General features: G+C 71.5%; 19 protein-coding genes. 17 read left to right on the top strand and 2 right to left on the bottom strand.

The genetic code is table 11. From position 1 onward, the window contains the following. The first annotated feature begins 24 nt into the window (after positions 1-24). A complete protein-coding gene (locus STROP_RS09625; protein ID WP_018833688.1) occupies positions 25-888 on the top strand; it encodes a tetratricopeptide repeat protein in 864 nt (287 codons plus the stop codon). After that, complete coding sequence (locus tag STROP_RS09630; RefSeq protein WP_011905799.1) at positions 885-1,907, top strand: HAD-IIA family hydrolase; 1,023 nt, start codon at positions 885-887, stop codon at positions 1,905-1,907. The genes STROP_RS09625 and STROP_RS09630 overlap by 4 nt, the downstream gene beginning before the upstream one ends. A gap of 43 nt (positions 1,908-1,950) precedes the next feature. Here the strand turns inward: STROP_RS09630 and STROP_RS09635 are convergent, their stop codons facing one another. Continuing rightward, positions 1,951-2,298: an SCP2 sterol-binding domain-containing protein gene (locus STROP_RS09635; protein WP_011905800.1), complete on the bottom strand. Its 348-nt coding sequence runs from the start codon at positions 2,296-2,298 to the stop codon at positions 1,951-1,953. 109 nt (positions 2,299-2,407) lie between these two features. Here STROP_RS09635 and STROP_RS09640 point away from each other — a divergent pair, with 109 nt between their 5' ends. The 13 genes from STROP_RS09640 (at position 2,408) to STROP_RS09700 (ending at position 17,903) form a co-directional block, all read left to right on the top strand. Further along, a complete protein-coding gene (locus tag STROP_RS09640; RefSeq protein ID WP_026275926.1) occupies positions 2,408-3,067 on the top strand; it encodes a phasin family protein in 660 nt (219 codons plus the stop codon). Beyond that, positions 3,054-3,365, top strand: a complete 312-nt coding sequence (locus tag STROP_RS09645; RefSeq protein ID WP_026275468.1) for a hypothetical protein — start codon at positions 3,054-3,056, stop codon at positions 3,363-3,365. The genes STROP_RS09640 and STROP_RS09645 overlap by 14 nt, the downstream gene beginning before the upstream one ends. 17 nt (positions 3,366-3,382) lie before the next feature. Next, positions 3,383-4,228: a TlyA family RNA methyltransferase gene (locus STROP_RS09650; RefSeq protein WP_011905803.1), complete on the top strand. Its 846-nt coding sequence runs from the start codon at positions 3,383-3,385 to the stop codon at positions 4,226-4,228. Between the two features lie 22 nt (positions 4,229-4,250). Further along, entirely contained in the window at positions 4,251-5,177 is a 927-nt protein-coding gene (locus STROP_RS09655) for an NAD kinase (protein ID WP_011905804.1), read from the top strand. Between the two features lie 70 nt (positions 5,178-5,247). Then, a complete protein-coding gene (recN, locus tag STROP_RS09660) occupies positions 5,248-7,005 on the top strand; it encodes a DNA repair protein RecN (protein WP_011905805.1) in 1,758 nt (585 codons plus the stop codon). A 118-nt stretch (positions 7,006-7,123) separates the two neighbouring features. Next, positions 7,124-8,302 (top strand): putative cytokinetic ring protein SteA, encoded by a 1,179-nt coding sequence (gene steA, locus STROP_RS09665; protein WP_011905806.1) that lies wholly within the window; start codon positions 7,124-7,126, stop codon positions 8,300-8,302. Positions 8,303-8,333: 31 nt separating this feature from the next. Continuing rightward, complete coding sequence (locus STROP_RS09670) at positions 8,334-9,275, top strand: copper transporter (RefSeq protein ID WP_011905807.1); 942 nt, start codon at positions 8,334-8,336, stop codon at positions 9,273-9,275. Positions 9,276-9,324: 49 nt separating this feature from the next. Further along, positions 9,325-10,191, top strand: coding sequence for a hypothetical protein (locus STROP_RS09675; RefSeq protein WP_011905808.1), 867 nt, complete (start codon positions 9,325-9,327; stop codon positions 10,189-10,191). Position 10,192: 1 nt separating this feature from the next. Next, positions 10,193-11,899: a murein biosynthesis integral membrane protein MurJ gene (gene murJ, locus STROP_RS09680; RefSeq protein ID WP_011905809.1), complete on the top strand. Its 1,707-nt coding sequence runs from the start codon at positions 10,193-10,195 to the stop codon at positions 11,897-11,899. After that, the gene (locus tag STROP_RS09685; protein ID WP_011905810.1) at positions 11,896-13,062 is read left to right on the top strand and encodes a glycosyltransferase family 4 protein; all 1,167 of its coding nucleotides are present in this window, start codon (positions 11,896-11,898) and stop codon (positions 13,060-13,062) included. The genes murJ and STROP_RS09685 overlap by 4 nt, the downstream gene beginning before the upstream one ends. Then, positions 13,062-15,407 (top strand): hypothetical protein, encoded by a 2,346-nt coding sequence (locus tag STROP_RS09690; RefSeq protein WP_011905811.1) that lies wholly within the window; start codon positions 13,062-13,064, stop codon positions 15,405-15,407. The genes STROP_RS09685 and STROP_RS09690 overlap by 1 nt, the downstream gene beginning before the upstream one ends. Before the next feature lie 148 nt (positions 15,408-15,555). Further along, positions 15,556-17,301: a CTP synthase gene (locus STROP_RS09695; RefSeq protein WP_011905812.1), complete on the top strand. Its 1,746-nt coding sequence runs from the start codon at positions 15,556-15,558 to the stop codon at positions 17,299-17,301. Next, entirely contained in the window at positions 17,298-17,903 is a 606-nt protein-coding gene (locus STROP_RS09700; protein WP_011905813.1) for an NUDIX domain-containing protein, read from the top strand. Before STROP_RS09695 ends, STROP_RS09700 begins: the two co-directional genes overlap by 4 nt. Before the next feature lie 53 nt (positions 17,904-17,956). Here the strand turns inward: STROP_RS09700 and STROP_RS25110 are convergent, their stop codons facing one another. Next, positions 17,957-18,253: a TM2 domain-containing protein gene (locus tag STROP_RS25110; RefSeq protein WP_238380288.1), complete on the bottom strand. Its 297-nt coding sequence runs from the start codon at positions 18,251-18,253 to the stop codon at positions 17,957-17,959. A 254-nt stretch (positions 18,254-18,507) separates the two neighbouring features. Here STROP_RS25110 and ald point away from each other — a divergent pair, with 254 nt between their 5' ends. Both ald and STROP_RS09715 read left to right on the top strand, forming a co-directional pair. Continuing rightward, positions 18,508-19,623, top strand: a complete 1,116-nt coding sequence (gene ald, locus STROP_RS09710; RefSeq protein ID WP_011905815.1) for an alanine dehydrogenase — start codon at positions 18,508-18,510, stop codon at positions 19,621-19,623. An 18-nt stretch (positions 19,624-19,641) separates the two neighbouring features. Next, positions 19,642-20,619 (top strand): site-specific tyrosine recombinase XerD, encoded by a 978-nt coding sequence (locus STROP_RS09715; RefSeq protein ID WP_011905816.1) that lies wholly within the window; start codon positions 19,642-19,644, stop codon positions 20,617-20,619. Positions 20,620-20,778 lie beyond the last annotated feature (159 nt).

A 20,778-nucleotide genomic window follows, 5' to 3' on the forward strand; every position in this document is an offset into this window, starting at 1 on the left:
CTAGCCAAGCCAACCGCCGAGAAGGTGGCCCGCCATCTGGTCGCAGTCGGTCAGCTGATTGATGAGGACCCGGCCGAGGCGCTGGCGCATGCCCTCGCAGCTCGGCGGCTCGCCGCTCGTATCGCTGCCGTCCGTGAGGCAGTCGGCCTGGCTGCTTACCACGCCGGCGAATGGCAGACAGCGGTCGCCGAACTGCGGACGTACCACCGGATGACCGGCCTACAGAGTCACCTCGCGGTGCTGGCCGACTGCGAGCGGGCACTCGGCCGTCCGGAGCGGGCGATCGATCTGTACCGGGGCGCGGACCGGAAGGAACTGGACCGCGCGGTCGCTGGGGAACTGCTGATCGTTGCTGCTGGCGCACGGGGTGACCTGGGCCAGAAGGACGCTGCGGTGGCGATGCTCCAGGTACCGGAACTAACCGGCGAAGCGGCGGAGCCGTGGACGGTACGGCTGCGGTACGCGTACGCGGATGCGTTGCTCGCGGGGGGCCGGCGTGAGGAGGCCCGAGAGTGGTTCTCCCGTGCGGCGGAGGTCGACACTGACGGAGCGACCGATGCGGCCGAGCGTCTGTTGGAGCTCGACGGTGTGATGATCGAGGGCGACGAGGAGGACGAGGTCGAGGACGTCGCCGCTGGCCCGGACGCCCTCGGTGCGGGGTCGGCACAGCCGGATGCTGAACTCGTTGACGGGGATGCGTTCGATGCTGAGCTCACCGGGGCCCGAGACGGCGCTGACGACGCCCGGGACGACGGTGAGCCCGGGGCAGGGAGCGCACCCCTGGCGCCGGAGGCCGATGCTGGTGACCCGAGCGATCTCGATGTACAGCGATCCGGTGGCGACTCGGAAAGCCCGGCCGACGGCGATGAGGCGGGTACCGGGAGGTGACGCTGACCGGCGGAAAGCGGTTGGTCGACGGGTATGCCCTGGTCATCTTCGATCTGGACGGGGTGATCTACCTGGTCGACCAGCCGATCCCCGGGGCGATCGAGGCGGTTCGCCAGCTGCATGCCGAAGAGCGGGCGGTCGCGTACGCCACGAACAATGCGTCTCGCCGGTCCAGTGAGGTGGCCGACCTGCTCACCGGTATGGGCATCGCCGCCGGTCCGGAGGAGGTGCTGACCTCCGCGGCGGCCGCCGCGGAGCTGCTTCGGGAGCGGCATCCGGCGGGGACGCAGATCCTGGTCGTGGGGGCGGAGGCGCTACGCGCCGAGATCCGCGCCGCCGGGCTTACCCCGGTCACGCAGGCCGAGGATGGGCCGGTCGCGGTGGTTCAGGGCTACGGCCCACAGGTCGGCTGGGCTGACCTGGCTGAGGCAACGGCGGCGATTCGGGGTGGGGCGACCTGGGTCGCTACCAACACCGACCGCACGCTGCCCAGCAAGCGGGGTCCACTACCCGGCAACGGTGCCTTGGTCGCCGCGGTGCGGATCGCGCTCGGACGGGACCCAGACCTGGTCGTGGGTAAACCGGCGCCGGAGCTCTTCGTCGCCGCCTCCCGCCGGGCCAGCGGGGGGCGTGCCCTGGTCGTCGGTGACCGTTTGGACACCGACATCGCGGGCGCGGTCCGAGCGGGGCTGGACAGCTTGCTTGTGCTGACTGGGGTCAGCGACGTGGCCGAGCTGCTGGCCGCCGCGCCCGAGCATCGACCGACGTTCGTGTCGGTGGACCTGGCGGGGCTCTTCGAGCCGGCCGCGGTGGTGCGGGTGCCGGGTCCGGTGGAGGCCGGTGGGTGGTCGGCGGCGGTTCGTGACGGCCGGCTGGAGCTGTCCGGTGCGGGTCACCCCCTGGATGCGCTGCCGGCGCTCTGTGCGGTGGCGTGGTCCACCGCGTGGTCATCGCCGGTGCGGGCGGCCTCGTCGGCGGCTGAGCGGGCGCTTACGACGTTCGGCCTGTTGTCTGACTGAGCCGCTCCGGTAGGCGAGCGCGGGCGTGGCGGCTGGGCCGTGCTCAGCTGGTCCCGAGTAGCTTGCGGAGTTTTAACAGATCGAACGGGTTCGCCTTGATCGATATCCGTCGGGATGTCACCGCGCGGGTGATGTCCAGTTCCCCGCGGACCAGGGCGAGTAGATCCTCGCTGGTGGTACTCAGGGAGATCTTGGCTTTCGGGTCGTCACCGTCGGCAAGGTCGGTGAGCTGGCCGTCGGTGAGTCGGCCGTGGAACGCGGCGTCCAGGTCGGTGATGCGGCAGGCCAACGTCCGGTCCAGGCCGACGTGCTCACGCACGGTATCGGCGTTGCCGTCAAGCCGAGCGGCGAGGTCCCGCAACGCCTGCCGGCACTCGTCGACGGTAGCCACATCGCCTCCACAACTCGCCAGATCACTCCCCGGCACCGTACCGCACAGGTGGCCCGGCCACGCCGGTAGCGTGAGGACCGCACATCCTCTCTCGCGGAAGGACTCAGGCATGCAGGACGCGTGGCGCTCCTACCTTGCGTTGGCCATAGGTCTGACGGAGGCGCCTCGGAGGAAGGCCCAGGAGACGGCGCGGCGGTTGGTCGGCGCTGGCGCCGCTACCGCGGTCCAGCTTCAGACGCTCGCCGAGGAACTGGTGACCACCGGTGCGGCCAACCGGGGAGCGCTGACCAAGCTGGTCCGGTTTGAGGCCGGGCGGGCGCTCGGTGCTGTCGGCCTCGCCACTGCCGACGAGGTGACCGAGTTGACCCGGCGGGTACGCGAGTTGGAGCGGCAGCTTCGGGAGACACCGAACGGACCGTCGGCGGTGTCCGGTGTCAGCGGCCCTGCGGCGGATGTGGATGCGGACCACCCGATCGCACCGGGCAGCGCTGCGGAGCCGACGGTGCCGCCGATGACTGCTGCGCCTACCACGGCAAAGGACCCTTCGTCCGGGAGTACCGCGACCATGCCCAACCCGCCGAAGAATGCAGTCGCGACAAAGGCGGTCGCGAAGAAGACGGTCGCGAAGAGGGCGGCCGCGAAGAAGACGGTCGGGAAAGCGGCGGTGCCAGGCCAGTCCGTGGCAGTCCGGCCGTCAATGGAGATGTCACCCGCACCGGGGTCGGCGAAGAGTGCGCCGCGCAAGCAGCAGCCGGGTGGCTCGGAGTGAGCGCCGTCCACCGCCAGTCGGGCTCCGCTGGAGGACGGTCGTGACCGGCCCGCCCCGCCCCGGTCCGACGCAGGGCGTTTCCCCAACTGGCGGACTGGGGATGCCGCGACCAGCTTCACCGGCTGCGCTCGCCGCTGAGAAAGCCGGGGGCGAGACGGCGGTGCCGAACCCGGCGGTTGATGCCGCCGTGCAGGCGATGGTCAACGCCGCCGGACTACCGCTGGCGGACCAGATTGCGCAGTACGAGGCGGCATACGAAACGCTGCGGGAGACCCTCGCCAGCATTGACCAGTCCTAAGAGCCGGAGAAGCAGGTATGGCACGTCGTACGCGGTTGGACGCGGAACTCGTTCGCCGCGGCCTGGCACGGTCGCGGGAGCAGGCCGCGGCCCTGGTGGAGGCCGGCCGGGTGCAGCTACGTGGGGTCCCGGCCCGTAAGGTCGCCGCGTTGGTTAACCCCGCTGATCCGCTGCTGGTCACCGGGGCGGATCCGGCCTTGGAGTACGTCTCGCGGGGCGGGCACAAGCTGGCTGGTGCATTGGCCTCCTTCGGGCCCGGTGGGCTGACTGCCGCCGGGCGGCGGTGCCTCGACGCCGGGGCATCCACGGGTGGGTTCACCGACGTGCTGCTGCGCGCCGACGCGGCCGAGGTAGTGGCTGTCGATGTCGGGTACGGGCAGCTTGCCTGGCCACTGCGCAACGACGAGCGGGTACGCGTCTTCGAACGGACCAACGTACGCACCCTTACGGCGGCGGCCATCGATGGTCCGGTCGACCTTACCGTCGCCGACCTGTCGTTCATCTCCCTGCGGCTGGTGTTGCCGGCCTTGGCCGCCTGTACCCGACCGGATGGTGATCTCGCGCTGATGGTGAAACCGCAGTTCGAGGTGGGGCGTGATCGGGTCGGTGCCGGGGGTGTGGTGCGTGATCCAGCGTTGCGGGCCGAAGCGGTGTTGGATGTGGCCGTTGCCGCGGCCCAGCTCGGGTTGGGTCTCGCCGATGTCTGTGCCAGCCCGTTGCCAGGGCCCAGCGGGAACGTCGAGTTCTTCGTATGGTTACGCCGGGACGCGCCTGCGGCTGACCCGGATCGGGTGCAGGCGGTGGTGACGGCCGGGGCCACGGGCGGTCGGTCTGGCACGGTGACGAAGGAGGTAGCGGGGTGAGCAGGCGGGTGAGTCGGGTGGCATGCGGGGCCGACGACGAGTCCCCGACGGCACGGCGGGCGTGGTGAACCGGACCGCGCTGCTGGTGACGCACACCGGGCGGCGGCGCAGTACCGAACACGCACGGGCGGTGGCCGCGGAACTCATCGCGGCCGGGTTCGTCATTCGCGTTCTCGCCGAGGAGGCCGAGGATCTCGACCTTCCGGGGGCGGTTCCGATGACTGGTCCGGAAGCCGCGGAGGGCGCTGAGATCGTCTTCGCGTTGGGTGGGGACGGTACGTTTCTGCGGGCTGCCGAGCTGGCCCGGCCGGCGAAGGTGCCACTACTCGGGATCAACCTCGGCAAGGTCGGCTTTCTCGCCGAGGCCGAGATCGACGATCTGGACTCGGTGGTCCGGGACGTGGTGGATCGCAACTACACGGTGGACGAACGGCTTACGCTGGATGTGACCGCCGAGTTCGACGGTGGCCCGACGATTGAGTCTTGGGCGTTGAACGAGATCAGCGTCGAAAAGGGGGAGCGGGCCCAGATGCTCGAGCTCCTTGTTGACGTTGACGGCCGGCCCCTGTCCCGCTATGGCTGTGACGGAGTCGTCTGCGCCACTCCCACCGGCTCCACGGCCTACGCGTTCTCCGGCGGTGGCCCGGTGGTGTGGCCCGAGGTGGAGGCCCTGTTGCTGGTGCCGATCAGCGCGCACGCGCTCTTCAGCCGGCCACTGGTCACCGCGCCCACGTCCACTCTCGTCATCACCGTAGATCCCTTTACCAGTCTCGCGGTGCTGTGCTGTGACGGACGGCGGGTGTACGACCTTCCGCCGGGCGCACGGGTGACGGTGCGGCGTGGGGCCTTGCCGGTGCGGATCGTGCAGCTGACGGCCCGGCCCTTCACCGACCGGCTGGTGGCCAAGTTCGATCTGCCGGTGCAGGGCTGGCGGGGCAGCCGACACTGAGCTGCCGACGGCTGGTGCGTGCGGCTGTCGGCTGGTCAAGCGTCGGGCACCGCGTCTACTGTCGGATGCTGTGCTGGAAGAGCTACGCATCACCGGACTGGGTGTCATCGAGGACACGACGCTGCCGCTGACCGGCGGTATGAACGTGATCACCGGTGAGACCGGTGCGGGTAAGACCATGGTGGTGACCGGTCTCGGCCTACTCTTTGGCGGGCGCGCCGACGCCGGGCGGGTGCGGGCCGAGCCCGGCCGCGCCGTGGTCGAGGGGCGGCTACGGCTGGCCGGAAGGGCGGCGGAGACCGTGTGTGCTCGCGTCATCGACGCGGGCGGTGAGCCGGACGAGGACGGTTCGGTGTTGCTCAGCCGCACCGTCACCACAGAAGGCCGCTCTCGTGCCCATCTCGGCGGCCGGAGCATGCCGGTGTCGATGCTTGGCGAGGTGGGTGAGCAGGTGCTCGCGGTGCACGGCCAGTCCGACCAACTGCGGTTGCTGCGCCCGGCCGAGCAGCGCGCCGCGCTCGACCGGTTCGCCGGTCCGGAGCACGAGAAGCTGCTCGACGCGTTGCGCGAGGTGTATTCGCGGTGGCGTTCAGTGGTGGACGACCTGGCCGGCCGGCGCCGAAACGCACGGGAGCGGAATCGGGAGGCCGACCTGCTGCGCCTCGGGCTCGACGAGATCACGCAGGTTGACCCGCAGCCGGGCGAGGACGACGAGCTCAAGGCGGAGGCACAGCGGCTGGAGCACGCCGAGGGGCTGCGGACCGCGGCGCGGCTGGCCCAGCAGTGCGTGGCCGGGGGGATGGAGGCCGCCGAGGACACTCCGGATGCCACGACGCTACTCGGCACCGCCCGCCGTACGTTGGATGGGCAGTCCGGCACCGACCCTGCCCTGGGGGAGCTGGCAACGCGCTTGGAGGAGGCGGCGACCCTGGTCGCCGATGTCTCCGCGGAGTTGTCGACGTACCTGGCCGGGCTCGACGCTGATCCGGCGCGGCTGCAGGCTGTCTACGAGCGGCGGGTCGCGTTACGTGCGCTGACTCGCAAGTACGCCGACGACACCGATGGGGTGATCGCCTGGGCTGAGCGGGCGCGGGCCCAACTGTCGGAGCTGGATTCCTCGGATGAGTTGCTCGACGAGTTGGACCGGGAGGTGGCTCGGCTGGCCGGCGAGGTGGCCGACCTGGCGGGTCGGGTGTCGGTGGCGAGGCAGGAGGCGGCGACCCGGTTTGCGGCGCAGGTCACCACCGAGCTGGCGGGGTTGGCCATGCCGCACTCTCGGGTCGAGGTGGGGGTACTGCCCCGCCCGGTTGGCAAGTCCGAACCGGGCCTTGCGGTCAACGGCGTCGAGGTCGGGATCGGGCCGGACGGCGGCGATGAGGTGGAGCTGCGCCTGCTGGCACATCCGGGTGCGCCGGCACTGCCGTTGCAGCGGGGCGCCTCCGGCGGTGAGCTGTCCCGGGTGATGCTCGCCATCGAGGTGGTCTTCGCCGGCTCGGGCGGCCCGCCCACGCTCGTCTTCGACGAGGTTGACGCCGGGGTCGGTGGCCAGGCTGCGGTGGAGATCGGCCGTCGGCTGGCCCGGCTGGCTCGTAGCCACCAAGTGCTGGTCGTTACCCATCTGCCCCAGGTCGCTGCGTTCGCTGACCGGCACCTGGTGGTGGCGAAGGACACCGGCGGTGCGGTGACGACCAGTGGGGTGCGAGTGGTCGAGGACACCGAACGGGCGCGGGAACTCGCTCGCATGCTGGCCGGATTGCCGGATTCGGATCTGGGCATCGCGCACGCCGAGGAGTTACTGGCAGTGGCCGCGCGGGAGCGGCGAGCGTAACCTGGGCTGGTAGCGTACCGGCACGCCGCTCCGCGCCGTAGTGTGCTTCTCTGGACCGGCGGGCCCGCGCAGGCATGTCGCGTGAAGGCCGCCCGCTTCACATGCCAGGATGGTTACGATGCGTCTACCTACGTTGCGCTGGACTCGACCCGCCGAGCCGGGTCGGGCGGGCGGCACCGCCCGCCTGGACCGTCGGACCAAACGTCTGGTTGGCCGGCTCCGTCCCGGTGACGTCGCCGTGATCGACCACGTCGACCTGGACCGGGTCGCCGCCGATTCGCTGGTCGCGGTCGGTGTCGGGGCTGTCCTCAACGCCAAGCCGTCGGTCTCGGGCCGCTATCCCAATCTCGGCCCGGAAGTGCTGATCGAGGCTGGTATCCCGCTCCTGGACGACCTGGGCGAGGATGTCTTCGAACGGATCCAGGAGGGCGACACCGTCCGGATCGAGGGCAACACGGTCTATCTCGGCGAAGAGCCGGTGGCCCACGGTGATCTGCAGGACGCGGAGACCATCGGCAAGGCGATGGCCGATGCCCGGGAGGGGCTATCGGTCCAGCTGGAGGCGTTCGCAGCGAACACCATGGTCTACCTGAAGCAGGAGCGGGACCTGCTGCTGTACGGGGTGGGCGTTCCGGACATCCGTACCGAGATTCAGGGCCGGCACTGCCTGATCGTGGTGCGCGGCTACGACTACAAGGCCGACCTGGATGTGCTGCGCCCGTACATCCGGGAGTTCAAGCCGGTGCTCATCGGCGTCGACGGCGGGGCGGACGCCCTGGTCGAGGCCGGCTATCCACCCGACCTGATCATCGGTGACATGGACTCGGTGACCGACGACGTGCTGCGTTGCGGCGCCGAGGTCGTGGTACACGCCTACCCAGACGGTCGTGCGCCCGGGCTGGCCCGGGTCAATGGTCTCGGCGTTCCGGCGGTCACCTTTCCCGCCGCCGCCACCAGCGAGGACCTGGCGATGCTGCTCGCCGACGAGAAGGGGGCCTCGCTCCTGGTGGCGGTCGGCACACACGCCACGCTCGTCGAGTTCCTGGACAAGGGACGGGGCGGGATGGCGTCGACCTTCCTCACCCGGCTGAAGGTCGGCGGCAAGCTGGTTGACGCCAAGGGCGTAAGCCGGCTCTACCGGCAGAGCATCTCCGGATCCTCACTGCTGCTGCTGGTGCTGTCCGCGATTGCCGCGATGGCCTCGGCTGTTGCGGTCTCCACCGTCGGCAAGGCGTACCTGGGTGTGGTCTCCGAGTGGTGGAGCAATTTTGTGTTCCAGCTGGAACGGCTCTTCTGACGCCGGTCCACCCGACAAAGAGGCTGCAGGTGTGATCAACTTCCGGTACCACGTGGTGTCCCTGACCGCGGTCTTCCTGGCGCTGGCGATCGGCCTGGTGGTTGGTACCACCGCGCTCAACGGGCCGGTGGCGGACGCCCTCAGTGAGAACGTCAACGAGCTGCGGAAAGACAACCAGGTGTGGCGTCAGGCGGTCAACAACCTCGAGGAGGAGCTGACCCGCGAGGATGACTTCGCCGCCGAGTTGGCCGGGGTGGTGCTGCCGGGCCGGCTCACCGGCAAGCGGGTGCTGGTGCTCAGCCTGCCGACAGGGCGCAAACACACCGACGGTGTGGTCAAGATGCTCCAGCTCGGCAACGCCGACGTGGTCGGCCGGGTCGACCTGCAGGACAAGTTCATCAATCCGGACAACAACAACGACCTGCTGGAGCTGGCGGTCACCGCGGCCCGCCCCACCAACGCCCCGACCACCAACCTGCCGGGCAACGGGCACGGCGTGGAGACCTCCAGCGCACTGCTGGCCACGGTGCTGTTGGACGGGGTGCCCGAGGCGACGCCGATCAGTGAGGCGGACCGGCGGGCCGTGCTGGCCGCGTACACCAACGCCAACTACCTCACCCCCTCCGAGCGGCTCACCCAGTCGGCGGAGGCGGTCGTGATCGTCAGTGGCCCGCCGTACCCGGACAAGGACTCCTCGAAGAAGGACGAGTCGGTGGTCAAGATCACTGAGCAGTTCGATCGGACCGGCGCGACGGTGGTCGGCGGCAACGGCTCGGAAGGCGGGAACCTGGTGGCCTTCGTCCGGGGCGACGCGGTGCTGGCTGCGGAGATCTCCACAGTTGACAACGCGAACACCGTCCAGGGGCAGCTGGTCACCGCGCTCGCCCTGGTGCAGCAGGTCAACGAGGACAGGGCCGGTCACTATGGTGTCGGCGACAACGCCGCGTCGTTGGTTCCCGGACTGTCCCAATGATCGTAACGATCACTATCAGGCCCTGGCCTGCCAACCGGAAGGAGCCGGCGTGAGGTGGTTTGGTCGTCTCGTCGTGGCCGGTGCCGGCGCTGCCGTCGCCCGTTACGCGTTGCGTGAGATACGGACCTCACCGGCGGGCCCAGCGTTGGAGCGGACGAACTTTCGGGGCCGGCCGGTGACCCTCGCGGCCGGCCCCGCACTCGCCACCGGTGCCGCCATCGCCGGTGCCGCCGGTGCGCCGGGGGCCGCTGCCGGCGGGGCTGCCCTGGTCGCCGGCCTCGGCGCCGGGGCGGTGGGGCTCTACGACGACGTGGTGGGTGCGCGGCCGGAGCAGAAGGCTGCCAAGGGCTTCGCCGGGCACCTCGCTGGGCTACGCGAGGGGCGGATCACCGCCGGCCTTGTCAAGATCGTCGGCGTGGGTGCGGCGGGGCTCGCCGCCGCCGCGCTTCTCGCCGATGACCCGGTCGTCGCCCGGCACCCGCGCCGGCAGCGGCAGGGAGTGGTCGGCCGGGGAGTGGACGTACTCCTCGGCGCGGGCGTGATCGCTGGCACCGCCAACCTGATCAACCTGCTCGACCTGCGGCCGGGACGGGCGGTGAAGTCCGGACTGCTGCTCGGCGCGCCGTTGGCGGCAAGCCCCCACGGCGGGATCGTCGCCGGTGCCGCCGGAGCCGCCGCCGGGCTGCTCCCCGCTGATCTCGACGAGGAAGTGATGCTCGGCGACAGCGGCGCCAACGCGTTCGGCGCGCTGCTCGGCGTCACGCTCGCGGCTCGCACCGGGCCAGCCGGCCGGGCCGGTCTGCTCGCCGTCCTGGCCGGGCTCACCGCCGCCAGCGAGCGGGTCAGCTTCACCCAGGTCATCCAGCGGACCCCGGGGCTGCGCGAGCTGGACGCGCTGGGCCGCCGCGCCGACTGACGTGACGAACCCGGCCCCGTCCGCCGCCGCCGGCCGAGTAGCCGGGGCCGCCGCGCTGATCGCCGTACTCACCGTGGTCAGTCGGCTTGCCGGCTTCGGTCGTACCGCCGTGTTCACCTGGACGCTCGCGCCCACCGATCTCGGTGGCACGTATGTGGTGGCGAACGCCGCTCCGAATGTGATCTTCGAGATGGTCGCGGGTGGCGCCCTCGCCAGCCTGGTCGTGCCGCTGCTGGCCGCCCCGGTGGCGGCGGCGGACCGCGGGGCGGTGGCCCGGACCACCGGGGCGCTGCTCACCTGGGTTCTTGCCCTGCTGGTGCCACTCGCGCTGGCGGTGGCGCTGCTGGCCGGCCCGATCGTGGGGCTGCTGGGCGGCGGACTCGACCCGGCCCAGCAGGCCAGCGGCGAGCGGATGCTGCGGGTGTTCGCCCCGCAACTGCCGCTGTACGGGGTCGGCATCGTGCTCACCGGGGTTCTCCAGGCACACCGCCGGTTCGCCTGGCCAGTGATCGCCCCACTGCTGTCCAGCCTTACCGTCATCGCGGTCTACCTGGGCTTCACCGTCGCAGAGGGGCGGTTGGCCAGTGTGGCGGGCGTCAGTCGAGGGGGCGAACTGCTGCTGTCGTGGGGAACGACCGCCGGAGTGGCGGTGCTGTCCCTGTCGCTGCTGGTTCCGTTCCGCCGGCTGGGATACGCACCGGTGTTCGGCTTCCGCTTTCCCGCCGACGCCCGTGCCCGGGTCCGCGGACTCGCGGTCGCCGGCGCGGTAACGGTGACCGCGCAGCAGGTAGCGCTCGTGGTGAGCCTGAACCAGGTCTCCTACGGTGCGGTCAGCAACCTCGGTGCGTTCCAGCTCGCCCAGACGGTCTACCTGCTGCCGTGGGCGGTACTGGCGGTGCCACTGGCGGTGGCCGCCTATCCGAGCCTGGCCGCCGCCGGGTCCGTGGGGGACGAGGCGGCGTACCGGGCGACGCTGGCCCCGGCCGCCCGCGGAGTACTGCTGCTCAGCTGCCTCGGTGCGGCCGTCCTGGTCGGTACGGCCGTGCCGGTTGGGTACTTCTTCTTCGTCGGCGACGCGGCCGCGACCGCCGCTGCCGGGATCGCCGGCTTCGCACCCGGCCTGGTCGGCTACGGGCTCTTTGCCGTGTTGAGCCGTGCCCTCTACGCGCGGGGGCAGGCGCGGGCAGCCGCCGGCGCGATCGCCGTCGGCTTTCTCGTGGTGCCCGCCGCGGTGTTGCTGTTCAGCGCCGTGCTGCCGCTGCGGGACCGGGTGCCGGCGGTCACCCTGGCCAATTCGGTGGGGATGGTGGCGCTCGGTGCCCTGCTGGTGCTCGCCGTCCGACGGACAGCCGGCGCCACTGCACTCGCCGGATTCGGCCGTGCCGGGGCAGCCGGCCTGACCGGCGGGGGGCTGGCGGCGTTGGTGGGTTGGGCGGTGGCGCGGTCGCTGCTGGCGGCGACCGACGGCACCCCGAGCGCACCAGTGGCCCTCGTACAGGGCATGCTGTCCGGTGTCGTGGTCGGTGTCGTGTTCCTCGCGGTGGTCTGGGTACTGGACCGGCCGGACGTACGACCGTTGCTCGTCGGAGCGTTGCGGCGTCTTGGGCTGACCCGTGGGAGGCGGTCGCCGAACCCGGGCTGCGGGCAGCGAAAGGACGACGGTGTCCCCCCGGAGCGGGGCGACGGGAAGGAGACGGTGTCCCGGTGACGGAACCGACGCCGCGGGCCGGCCGGGGCGGCACGGTCGCCCTGCTGCTCGCCTCCAGCACCGGCGGTGTGGGGCAGCACGTCCGGTCGCTGGCCGCCGGGCTGACCCGCGCGGGCATCGCGGTGCTGGTCTGCGGCCCGGCCGCGACCGAAGAGCAGTTCACCTTCACCGGTGTCGGCGCCCGCTTCCGGGCGGTGGAGATCCCGGCCAGCCCGACCCCCGCTGACCTGCGGGCGGTGACCGCGTTTCGCCGGGCCCTCGCCGCCGAACCGGTCGCTGTGGTGCACGCCCACGGGCTGCGCGCCGGACTGGTCGCCGTCGTCGCCCGGCCGGCTGCCCCGCTGGTGGTCACCTGGCACAACGCCGTCCTCAGCGGGGGCCTGCGTGGCAGCGTGTCACGCCTGGTCGAGCGGGTTGTTGCCCGTGGTGCCCAGGTGACCCTCGGTGCCTCGGCCGACCTGGTCGCGAGAGCCACCGCGTTGGGTGCGCCGGACGCCCGGCTCGCCCCGGTCGCCGCGCCGTCACTACCCGAGCCGCACCGCCGCCGCGACGCGGTCCGCGCCGAGTTCGGCGTCGGCAGCGACCAGCCGCTGATCCTGTCGGTTGGTCGACTGCATCCCCAGAAGCGGTACGACCTCCTGGTCGACGCCGCTTCCCGGTGGCGGGCCCGTGATCCGGTGCCGGCCGTGGTGATCGCCGGTAGCGGTCCCGCGTACCTGCAACTGGCAGCCCGGATCTCTGCTGCCCGGGCTCCGGTAACCCTGCTCGGGCATCGTACTGACGTGGCCGACCTGCTGGTCGGTGCCGACATCGCCGTGGTCACCAGTGACTGGGAGGCCCGGCAGCTGTTCGCGCAGGAGGCGATGCGGATCGGTGTGCCGCTGGTGGCCACCGCGGTCGGAGGTCTGCCGGAGCTGGTCGATGACGCGGCCATCCTGGTGCCGCCGGGCGACGTCGACGCGGTGGACACCGCCGTCGGGAGTCTGCTGGATGACGCGGCCCTACGGGCCGAACTGGGTCGGCGGGCCCGCGGGCAGGCCGCGACCTGGCCGACCGAGGCGGAGACCTGCGCCCAGCTCGCCGCCCTCTACGCCGAGCTGTCCCCGGACGCGGCCGGCCCCACCACCCCGGACGCCGGTAGACCGTCAATGGGACAGCGGTAATGCTGCGCCGACTCACCCCCGCCCTGCTGACCCTGCTCGTCGTGGCGCTCGGCGTGGCCGCGCTGGCCGCCCGGCCGGCGGTCCCCTCCCCGGAGCGGAGCGCCGACTTCGTGGTCCTGGCCGGGGTTGCCGGGCTGCGGTGGGAAGACGTGGACGCGCAGACGACACCGACGCTGTGGCGGTTGGCGCAGGAGGGCTCGATCGGGTCGTTGGCGGTGCGCTCCGCCCACCGGCCCACCTGCCCTGTGGACGGCTGGTTGACCCTCGGGGCCGGCAGCTTCGCCGCCTGGCCGGGCGAGCGGCCAGAGGGCACCTGCCCACCCACCGACGTCGTCGTGGAGCGGCCGGACGGAATCGGTGCGCACCTGCCTGACCAGGAGAGTGCCGTCCTACCGAACCAGGAACGGCTCTCCTGGGGGGCCGTGCCTGGTTCGCTGTCGGAGTCGGTGCGTTGTTCGGTGGCGGTGGGACCGGGCGCGGCGGTGGCCGCTGCCCGGCCGTTCGGTCGGGTGGACCGGTACGCGCCGGAACTGCCGGCGGATCCGACCGACCTCCTGCGCTCGTGCGTGCTCAGCATTGTCGATCTCGGTGCCGTCGATGGTGCGGATCCGGCGGCCCGGGCGGCTGCGGCCCGTGCGGCCGACGCGCGGCTGGCCCGGGTGCTTGCTGCCCGCCCGCCCCGCTCCCTGGTCATCGTTGCCGGGGTGGCTGATACCGAGGAGCCGTCCCGGCTGCACGTCGCGGTCGCCGATGGCGCCGGCTGGGAACGCGGCTGGCTGACGTCGCCCACCACCGCCCGTCCGGGCTACCTGCAACTGGTTGACCTTGCACCGACCGCGTTGACCGCCCTGGGCCGGCCACTGCCCGAGAGTCCGTTTCTCGGACGGCCCGCCGAGTCCGTCAGTGGTCGGCCCACCGACCTCGCCACCGCGATCGCCGGCCCGGTGGACGCCGACCGGGAGGCCGCCGCACAGCGCCGCGTCGCCGGCTGGTTCTTCGGATTGCTCGCCGCCGCGCAGGTGCTCCTCGCGGTGGCCGTGCTACCGCTGCTGCGCCGGGGGCGACGGCACGCCAGCCCGTACGGTCCGCAGCCGGTTTCCCGGCGGATCGTCGCGGTGGTGGAACTGCTGCTCGTCGCGGCCGCGCTCGCCCTGCCGGCCGCACTCCTGGCAGACCTGGTCCCGTGGTGGCGTGGTGCGCACCCCGGGTGGTGCTTCGCCGGGGTCGCCCTCGCGTTGACAGTCGCCGCGACGGCGCTCGTCCGGTTCCTGCCCGGATACGGGAGCACCCTTGGGCCGCTGGGCGCGGTGGCGTTCCTGGCTACGCTGACGGTCGGTGCCGACGTGTTGACCGGCGCCCATCTTCAGCTCAACGGGGTCGTGGGCTACTCAGCGGTGGACGGGGGCCGTTTCGTCGGCCTGGGCACGGTGGGACTGGGGGTGCTGCTGGCCGGGGCGCTGCTCCTGGCTGGCTGGCTCGCCCAGCGGGTTCGTCGCTCCCGGCGACCGGTGGTCATCGTGGCTGTCGGTGGGATCGCCGTTGTGCTGGTCGGCAGCCCCTACCTCGGTGCCGACTCCACCGGCGCGGTCGCGTTGACCGCCGGGGTGAGCCTCGCCGCGGCGATCAGCGCCAGCGGTTGGTTGACGCTCACCCGCCTGGCCTGGGCGACGATGGCAGGGCTGGCGGTGACGGTGGGTTTCGCCCTGGTCGACCTCGGCCGGCCGGCCGGCGAGCGAGGCGATCTGGGCCGATTCCTGGCCGCGGTCGGCGACGAGACCGGGGGGCTGATCGTTCATCGGGCCAGCTCCGCCAACCTGGAGACGCTCTTCGGTAGCCCGTTGACGGTGTTGGCCCTGGCCGGTGCGCTCCTGGTGTGGTTCGCTCTGCTGCAGCCGTGGGGCGGTCTGCGGCGGCTGTTCGGCATCTATCCGGCGGTTCGGGGAGCGATGACCGGCACCGCGGTCGCGGCGGCGCTCGGCGGACTGCTGGGCGGAGTGGCGCTGGATGTGGCAGGAGCAGCGGCGGCTGTGGTGGTGCCGATGGCGGCCCTCGCCGCGCTGCGGGTACTGGACCACTCCACCGACCGGACCTGCCCGACGCCCGGCGGGGACGGCGGCTCGGTGGGCTCGACCGGCTCCGGCGGTGGGTCAGATCGAGGCCAGGGCTCCGATGGCGGCGAAGGCGGCCCGGCTGACTCGCCACGGCGTGGCGTCGGCGCGGCCGACCACCCGGAACCGTCCGGGGGCGGCGACGCCGGTGCGGCGCCGGTGGACGAATGGGATGCCGGCCCGGCTGCCGGAAAGATCCCGACGGCTCGCGCAACCGACGAGGTCACGACGGTCTGACCCGTCAGCGGTACGCGTTGCTGCTGGCGGGTGCGCCGGGTGGAGCGACCAGGTGGGGTGTTACCGTGGAATCCCGTGGATCGCGTGATCACTCTGCTGATCGGCACGGCGGTCTGCACGACCGCGACAGACGACACGGGAGCAGGCCTTGGCCCCTTCAGTACGGACGACCAGGCATATTTTCGTCACCGGGGGCGTGGCCTCCTCATTGGGTAAAGGCCTGACCGCCTCCAGCCTCGGCAGCTTGCTCACCGCGCGTGGCATGCGTGTGGTGATGCAGAAGCTCGACCCCTACCTCAACGTGGACCCGGGGACGATGAACCCGTTCCAGCACGGTGAGGTCTTCATTACCGAGGACGGCGCCGAGACGGATCTCGATGTCGGCCACTACGAGCGGTTCCTCGACCGGGACCTGTCCGGCAAGGCCAACGTCACCACCGGGCAGATCTACTCAGACGTGATCGCCAAGGAACGGCGCGGCGAGTACCTGGGCGACACCGTCCAGGTCATCCCGCACATCACCAACGAAATCAAGTCGCGGGTGCTCGGCATGGCCGAACCGGACGGCGAGGGCCAGGTGCCGGACGTCGTCATCACCGAGGTCGGCGGGACCGTCGGCGACATCGAGTCGCTGCCGTTCCTGGAGGCGATCCGGCAGATCCGCCACGACCTGGGCCGGGACAACTGCTTCTATCTGCACGTCTCGCTGGTGCCGTACCTGGCGCCGTCGGGCGAGCTGAAGACCAAGCCCACCCAACACTCGGTAGCGCAGCTGCGCAGCATCGGTATCCAGCCGGACGCACTGGTACTGCGCTGCGACCGGGAGATTCCGGACAAGGTCAAGCAGAAGCTCGCCCTCTACTGCGACGTTGACCTGGAGGCGGTCACCGCCGCCGCGGACGCACCCAGCATCTACGACATCCCGAAGGTGCTGCACCGGGAGGGCCTTGACGCCTACGTGGTGCGTCGGCTCGGTCTCTCCTTCCGGGACGTGGCCTGGGCGCGCTGGGACGACCTGCTGGAGCGGGTGCACCAGCCCCGGCACACGATCACCGTTGCCCTCGTGGGCAAGTATGTTGACCTGCCCGACGCGTACCTGTCGGTGAGTGAGGCGATCCGCGCCGCGGGCTTCGGGCACCGGGCCCGGGTACGGCTGAAGTGGGTACCCAGCGACGAGTGTGTCACCCCGGCCGGTGCCGCGGCCGCCCTGGCCGGGGTCGACGGTGTCGTCATCCCGGGCGGGTTCGGCGTCCGCGGCATCGAGGGCAAGGTCGGCGCCGCCCGGCACGCCCGGGAGCACGGTGTTCCGCTGCTCGGCCTCTGCCTCGGCCTCCAGTGCATGACCATTGAGGTGGCCCGTCACCTCGCTGGGCTGGACGGTGCGAACTCGCTGGAGTTCGACGGGGAGGCCACACATCCGGTCATCGCCACCATGGCCGACCAGGAGGACATCGTCGCTGGCCGGGGTGACCTCGGCGGCACCATGCGGCTCGGGGCATGGCCGGCGGTGCTCACCGAGGGGTCGATCGTCGCCAAGGCGTACGGCAGCACCGAGGTGAGCGAGCGGCATCGGCACCGGTACGAGGTGAACAACGCCTACCGTGACGTGCTCACCAAGGCGGGCCTGCACATCTCGGGGACCTCGCCGGACGGCCGGCTGGTCGAGTTCGTCGAACTGGACCGCGACCTGCATCCGTTCTTCGTGGCCACCCAGGCGCACCCGGAGCTGAAGAGCCGTCCGACCCGCCCACACCCGCTGTTCGCGTCATTCGTGGCGGCGGCCCTCGCGTACTCGCAGGCTGATCAGCTCCCGGTCGACCTGGACGGTGCGGCGGCGACGAAGGCTGCCAGCAACGGCGGGACCAGCACGGCGCCGGCGGCTTCGACATCGTGAGCACGGCCGGTCACCGTTACCAGGTGCGTTCGCGCGTCGAGCGGTACCGGGGTCGGATCTTCGATGTGGTCACCGACGAGGTGACCATGCCCGGTGGCGGCACCGCCCTGCGGGACTGTGCCCGACACCCGGGCGCGGTATCGGTGGTGGCCTTGGATGAGGCCGGTCGGGTGGTGTTGATCCGGCAGTATCGGCACCCGGTCGGCCGGCACCTGTGGGAGCTGCCGGCCGGCCTGCTGGACATCGCGGGCGAGGACCCGGCCGCCGCCGCCGTCCGGGAACTGGCCGAGGAGGCTGACCTGACCGCAGGTCGCCTCGATGTCCTGGTCGATGTGCACAGCTCACCCGGGTTCACCAATGAGTTGGTCCGGGTGTTCCTGGCCCGCGACCTCACCGAGGTGCCGGTCGGCCGGCGGCACGCCCGGTCCGAGGAGGAAGCCGACCTCGAGATCGTCTGGGTCGCCCTGGACGAGGCGGTGGGCATGGTGCTGGCTGGGGGGATCACCAACGCCGCGACGGTGGCCGGGCTGCTCGCCGCCGCTCGCGCCCGGGACGGGGGCTGGACGGCACTGCGCCGGGCCGGAACACCGCTGCCGCGCTGAACCTGTACGTGAGGGGCCGCTCGCGGCCCCTCACGTACAGGTAAAACCGGGGGTCAGCCGCGCAGCGGTCGGCCTTGACCGTCGACGCCGCCGTTGACCAGGATCAGGATGCCGTCAATCAAGCCCCAGAGGGCGCCGAAGCCGCACGTAATCAGGCTGACGATGAGCTGGATTACACCGGTCCTGGTGTCGCCCATGTAGAACCGGCCGATGCCGAAGCCGCCGAGCAGGATCTGCAGGACGCCCGCGACGACCTTACTTCTGTCGGACACGCCCGCCGGGTAGCCGGGCTGGTAGTGAGGAGTAGTCATGAGGCGACACAGTAGTGATCCACAGCTAGCTGTCCGCACGGGGGATCGGTACGTCTGACGAGAGGCGGGAGGCGCCCCAACAGTGGAGAGAGCCGCCGAGTACCGGGCGTTGACCGGGTCCGCTCCGCTTGACACATCGTTAGCGGGAGTGTTCACCCCATGTCACAGTGCTGGCTCCCTGGCGGTTCCCGCGGGCCTAGACTGCCGCCGGCGGGACCTGAGCACTGCGGCAACGGAGCCGCCGTGTCGCCGAGTAGCTGGGGCGTGTAGCCCCGGAGAAGGGGGTCTGCATCGTGAAGGTCGGCATCCCACGTGAGATCAAGAATCACGAGTACCGAGTGGCGATCACGCCCGCGGGGGTCAACGAGTTCGTCCGCGCCGGCCACCAGGTCTTCGTCGAGTCCGGCGCCGGCGTCGGCTCCAGCACCAGCGACAAGGACTTCGCCGCCGCCGGCGCCACGATCCTCCCCACTGCCGACGAGGTGTGGGAGAGCGCCGAACTGGTGCTGAAGGTCAAGGAGCCGGTCGCGGAGGAGTACCACCGGATGCGGTCGGGCCAGGTCCTCTTCACCTATCTGCACCTGGCCGCCTCCAAGGAGTGCACCGACGCGCTGCTGGACCGCGGGGTCACCGCCATCGCATACGAGACGGTCGAGCTGCCGGACCAGTCGCTGCCCCTGCTCGCCCCGATGTCCGAGGTGGCTGGCCGGCTCGCCCCGCAGGTCGGCGCCTACCACCTACAGGCACAAGGCGGTGGACGCGGCGTGCTGATGGGCGGCGTCTCCGGCGTGTACGCGGCGAAGACCGTGGTCATCGGTGCCGGCGTCTCCGGGATGAACGCCGCCGCCATCGCGCTCGGCCTCCAAGCCGAGGTGCTGCTCCTGGACAAGAACGTGGCCCGGCTGCGTCAGGCCGACGCGATCTACCGGGGTCACCTGCAGACGGTCGCCTCCAACGCATACGAGATCGAACGGGCGGTGGTCGACGCGGACCTGGTCATCGGCGCGGTGCTGGTGCCCGGGGCCAAGGCGCCGACCCTGATCTCGAACGAACTGGTTGCCCGAATGAAACCGGGCAGTGTGCTGGTCGACATCTCCATCGATCAGGGGGGCTGCTTCGAGGACTCGCGTCCCACCACCCACGCCGACCCGACGTATCCGGTGCACAGGTCCGTCTTCTACTGCGTGGCGAACATGCCGGGTGCCGTGTCACACACCAGCACCTACGCGCTGACCAACGTGACCCTGCCGTACGCCCTGGAACTGGCCAACTTCGGTTGGCGGGAAGCGCTGCGTCGGGACTCCGCGCTCGCGCTGGGCCTGAACACCCACGACGGCCGGGTCGTCTACGGCCCGGTCGCCGACGCGCACGGCATGGCCACCCTGCCGTTGGCCGAGGTGCTGGCCTGACGCGGCGGCGAGTCAACCATGACGGCCGAGGCCGAACCCGATCCCGCGCCGGCCCTACGCCGCGCCGTCCGCGGCTACCTGGACCACCTTGCCGTTGAGCGGGGACTCGCGGCGAACACACTCGCCTCGTACCGTCGGGACCTGGCCCACTACCTCGACACCCTCGCGTCGATCGGGGTGACCGATCTGGCGTCGGTCGCCCCGGGCCAGGTGGAAGCCCACCTGGCCCGGCTGCGCGTCGGGAACGAGGGACGCCGACCACTCGCGGCGTCCTCCGCGGCGCGGGCCGTCAGCGCCGTGCGTGGCCTGCATCGCTTCGCGCTGCGCGAGGGCCTGACCGGTGCGGACCCGAGCCGTGATGTCCGCCCACCGGCGCCGCCCCGCCGGCTGCCCCGGGCGCTGCCCGTTGACGACGTGATCCGGTTGCTGGAAGCCGTCGGCCCGGTCTCCGCCGCCGGCGGGCAGGCGCCACTCGGGCTGCGTGACCGGGCACTGCTGGAGTTCCTGTACGGCACCGGCGCACGGATCTCCGAGGCGGTCGGCGCCGCCGTTGACGACCTCGACCTCGACGCCGGCGCGGTACTGCTGCGGGGCAAGGGCGGGCGGAACCGGCTGGTCCCGATCGGCGGGTACGCCGTGGCTGCGCTGCACGCCTACCTGGTGCGCGCCCGCCCCGGCCTCGCCGCCGCCGGCGGAGGCACCCCGAGGGTCTTCCTCAACTCCCGCGGCGGCCCGTTGTCTCGGCAGGGCGCCTGGACGATCCTGCGGAATGCCGCCCGGCGGGCCGGACTGTCGGACGTCGGGCCGCAGGCCGTCTCCCCGCACACCCTGCGTCACTCCTACGCCACCCACCTGCTCGACGGTGGCGCCGACGTGCGCGTGGTGCAGGAACTACTCGGCCACGCCTCGGTCACCACCACCCAGGTGTACACGCTGGTCACTGTCGAACGGCTCCGTGAGGTGTACGCGACAGCCCACCCGCGGGCGCTCGGTTGATGGGTGTGACACGCCGGACCGGTGCTGAGCGGCCTGCTCGCCGGTGGCGTACAGTCAGGTTCGGCGCGGACCTGGCGGAAGTGACGCGGCCAGGATTCGCGACGGCGTCGCGAAGGACGTCGGTCGGCTCCGACGCCGGTGTGGCCGTCGGGAGGGGGC

This window comes from Salinispora tropica CNB-440 (assembly GCF_000016425.1).
Lineage (GTDB): Bacteria > Actinomycetota > Actinomycetes > Mycobacteriales > Micromonosporaceae > Micromonospora > Micromonospora tropica.

What these genes read in the sequence shown, in the direction of transcription:
- STROP_RS09650 (WP_011905803.1), top strand. Translation starts at nt 3,383, where the DNA reads ATGGCACGTCGTACGCGGTTGGACGCGGAACTCGTTCGCCGCGGCCTG.
- STROP_RS09655 (WP_011905804.1), top strand. Translation starts at nt 4,251, where the DNA reads ATGCGGGGCCGACGACGAGTCCCCGACGGCACGGCGGGCGTGGTGAAC.
- STROP_RS09715 (WP_011905816.1), top strand. Translation starts at nt 19,642, where the DNA reads ATGACGGCCGAGGCCGAACCCGATCCCGCGCCGGCCCTACGCCGCGCC.
- steA (WP_011905806.1), top strand. Translation starts at nt 7,124, where the DNA reads ATGCGTCTACCTACGTTGCGCTGGACTCGACCCGCCGAGCCGGGTCGG.
- STROP_RS09690 (WP_011905811.1), top strand. Translation starts at nt 13,062, where the DNA reads ATGCTGCGCCGACTCACCCCCGCCCTGCTGACCCTGCTCGTCGTGGCG.
- STROP_RS09640 (WP_026275926.1), top strand. Translation starts at nt 2,408, where the DNA reads ATGCAGGACGCGTGGCGCTCCTACCTTGCGTTGGCCATAGGTCTGACG.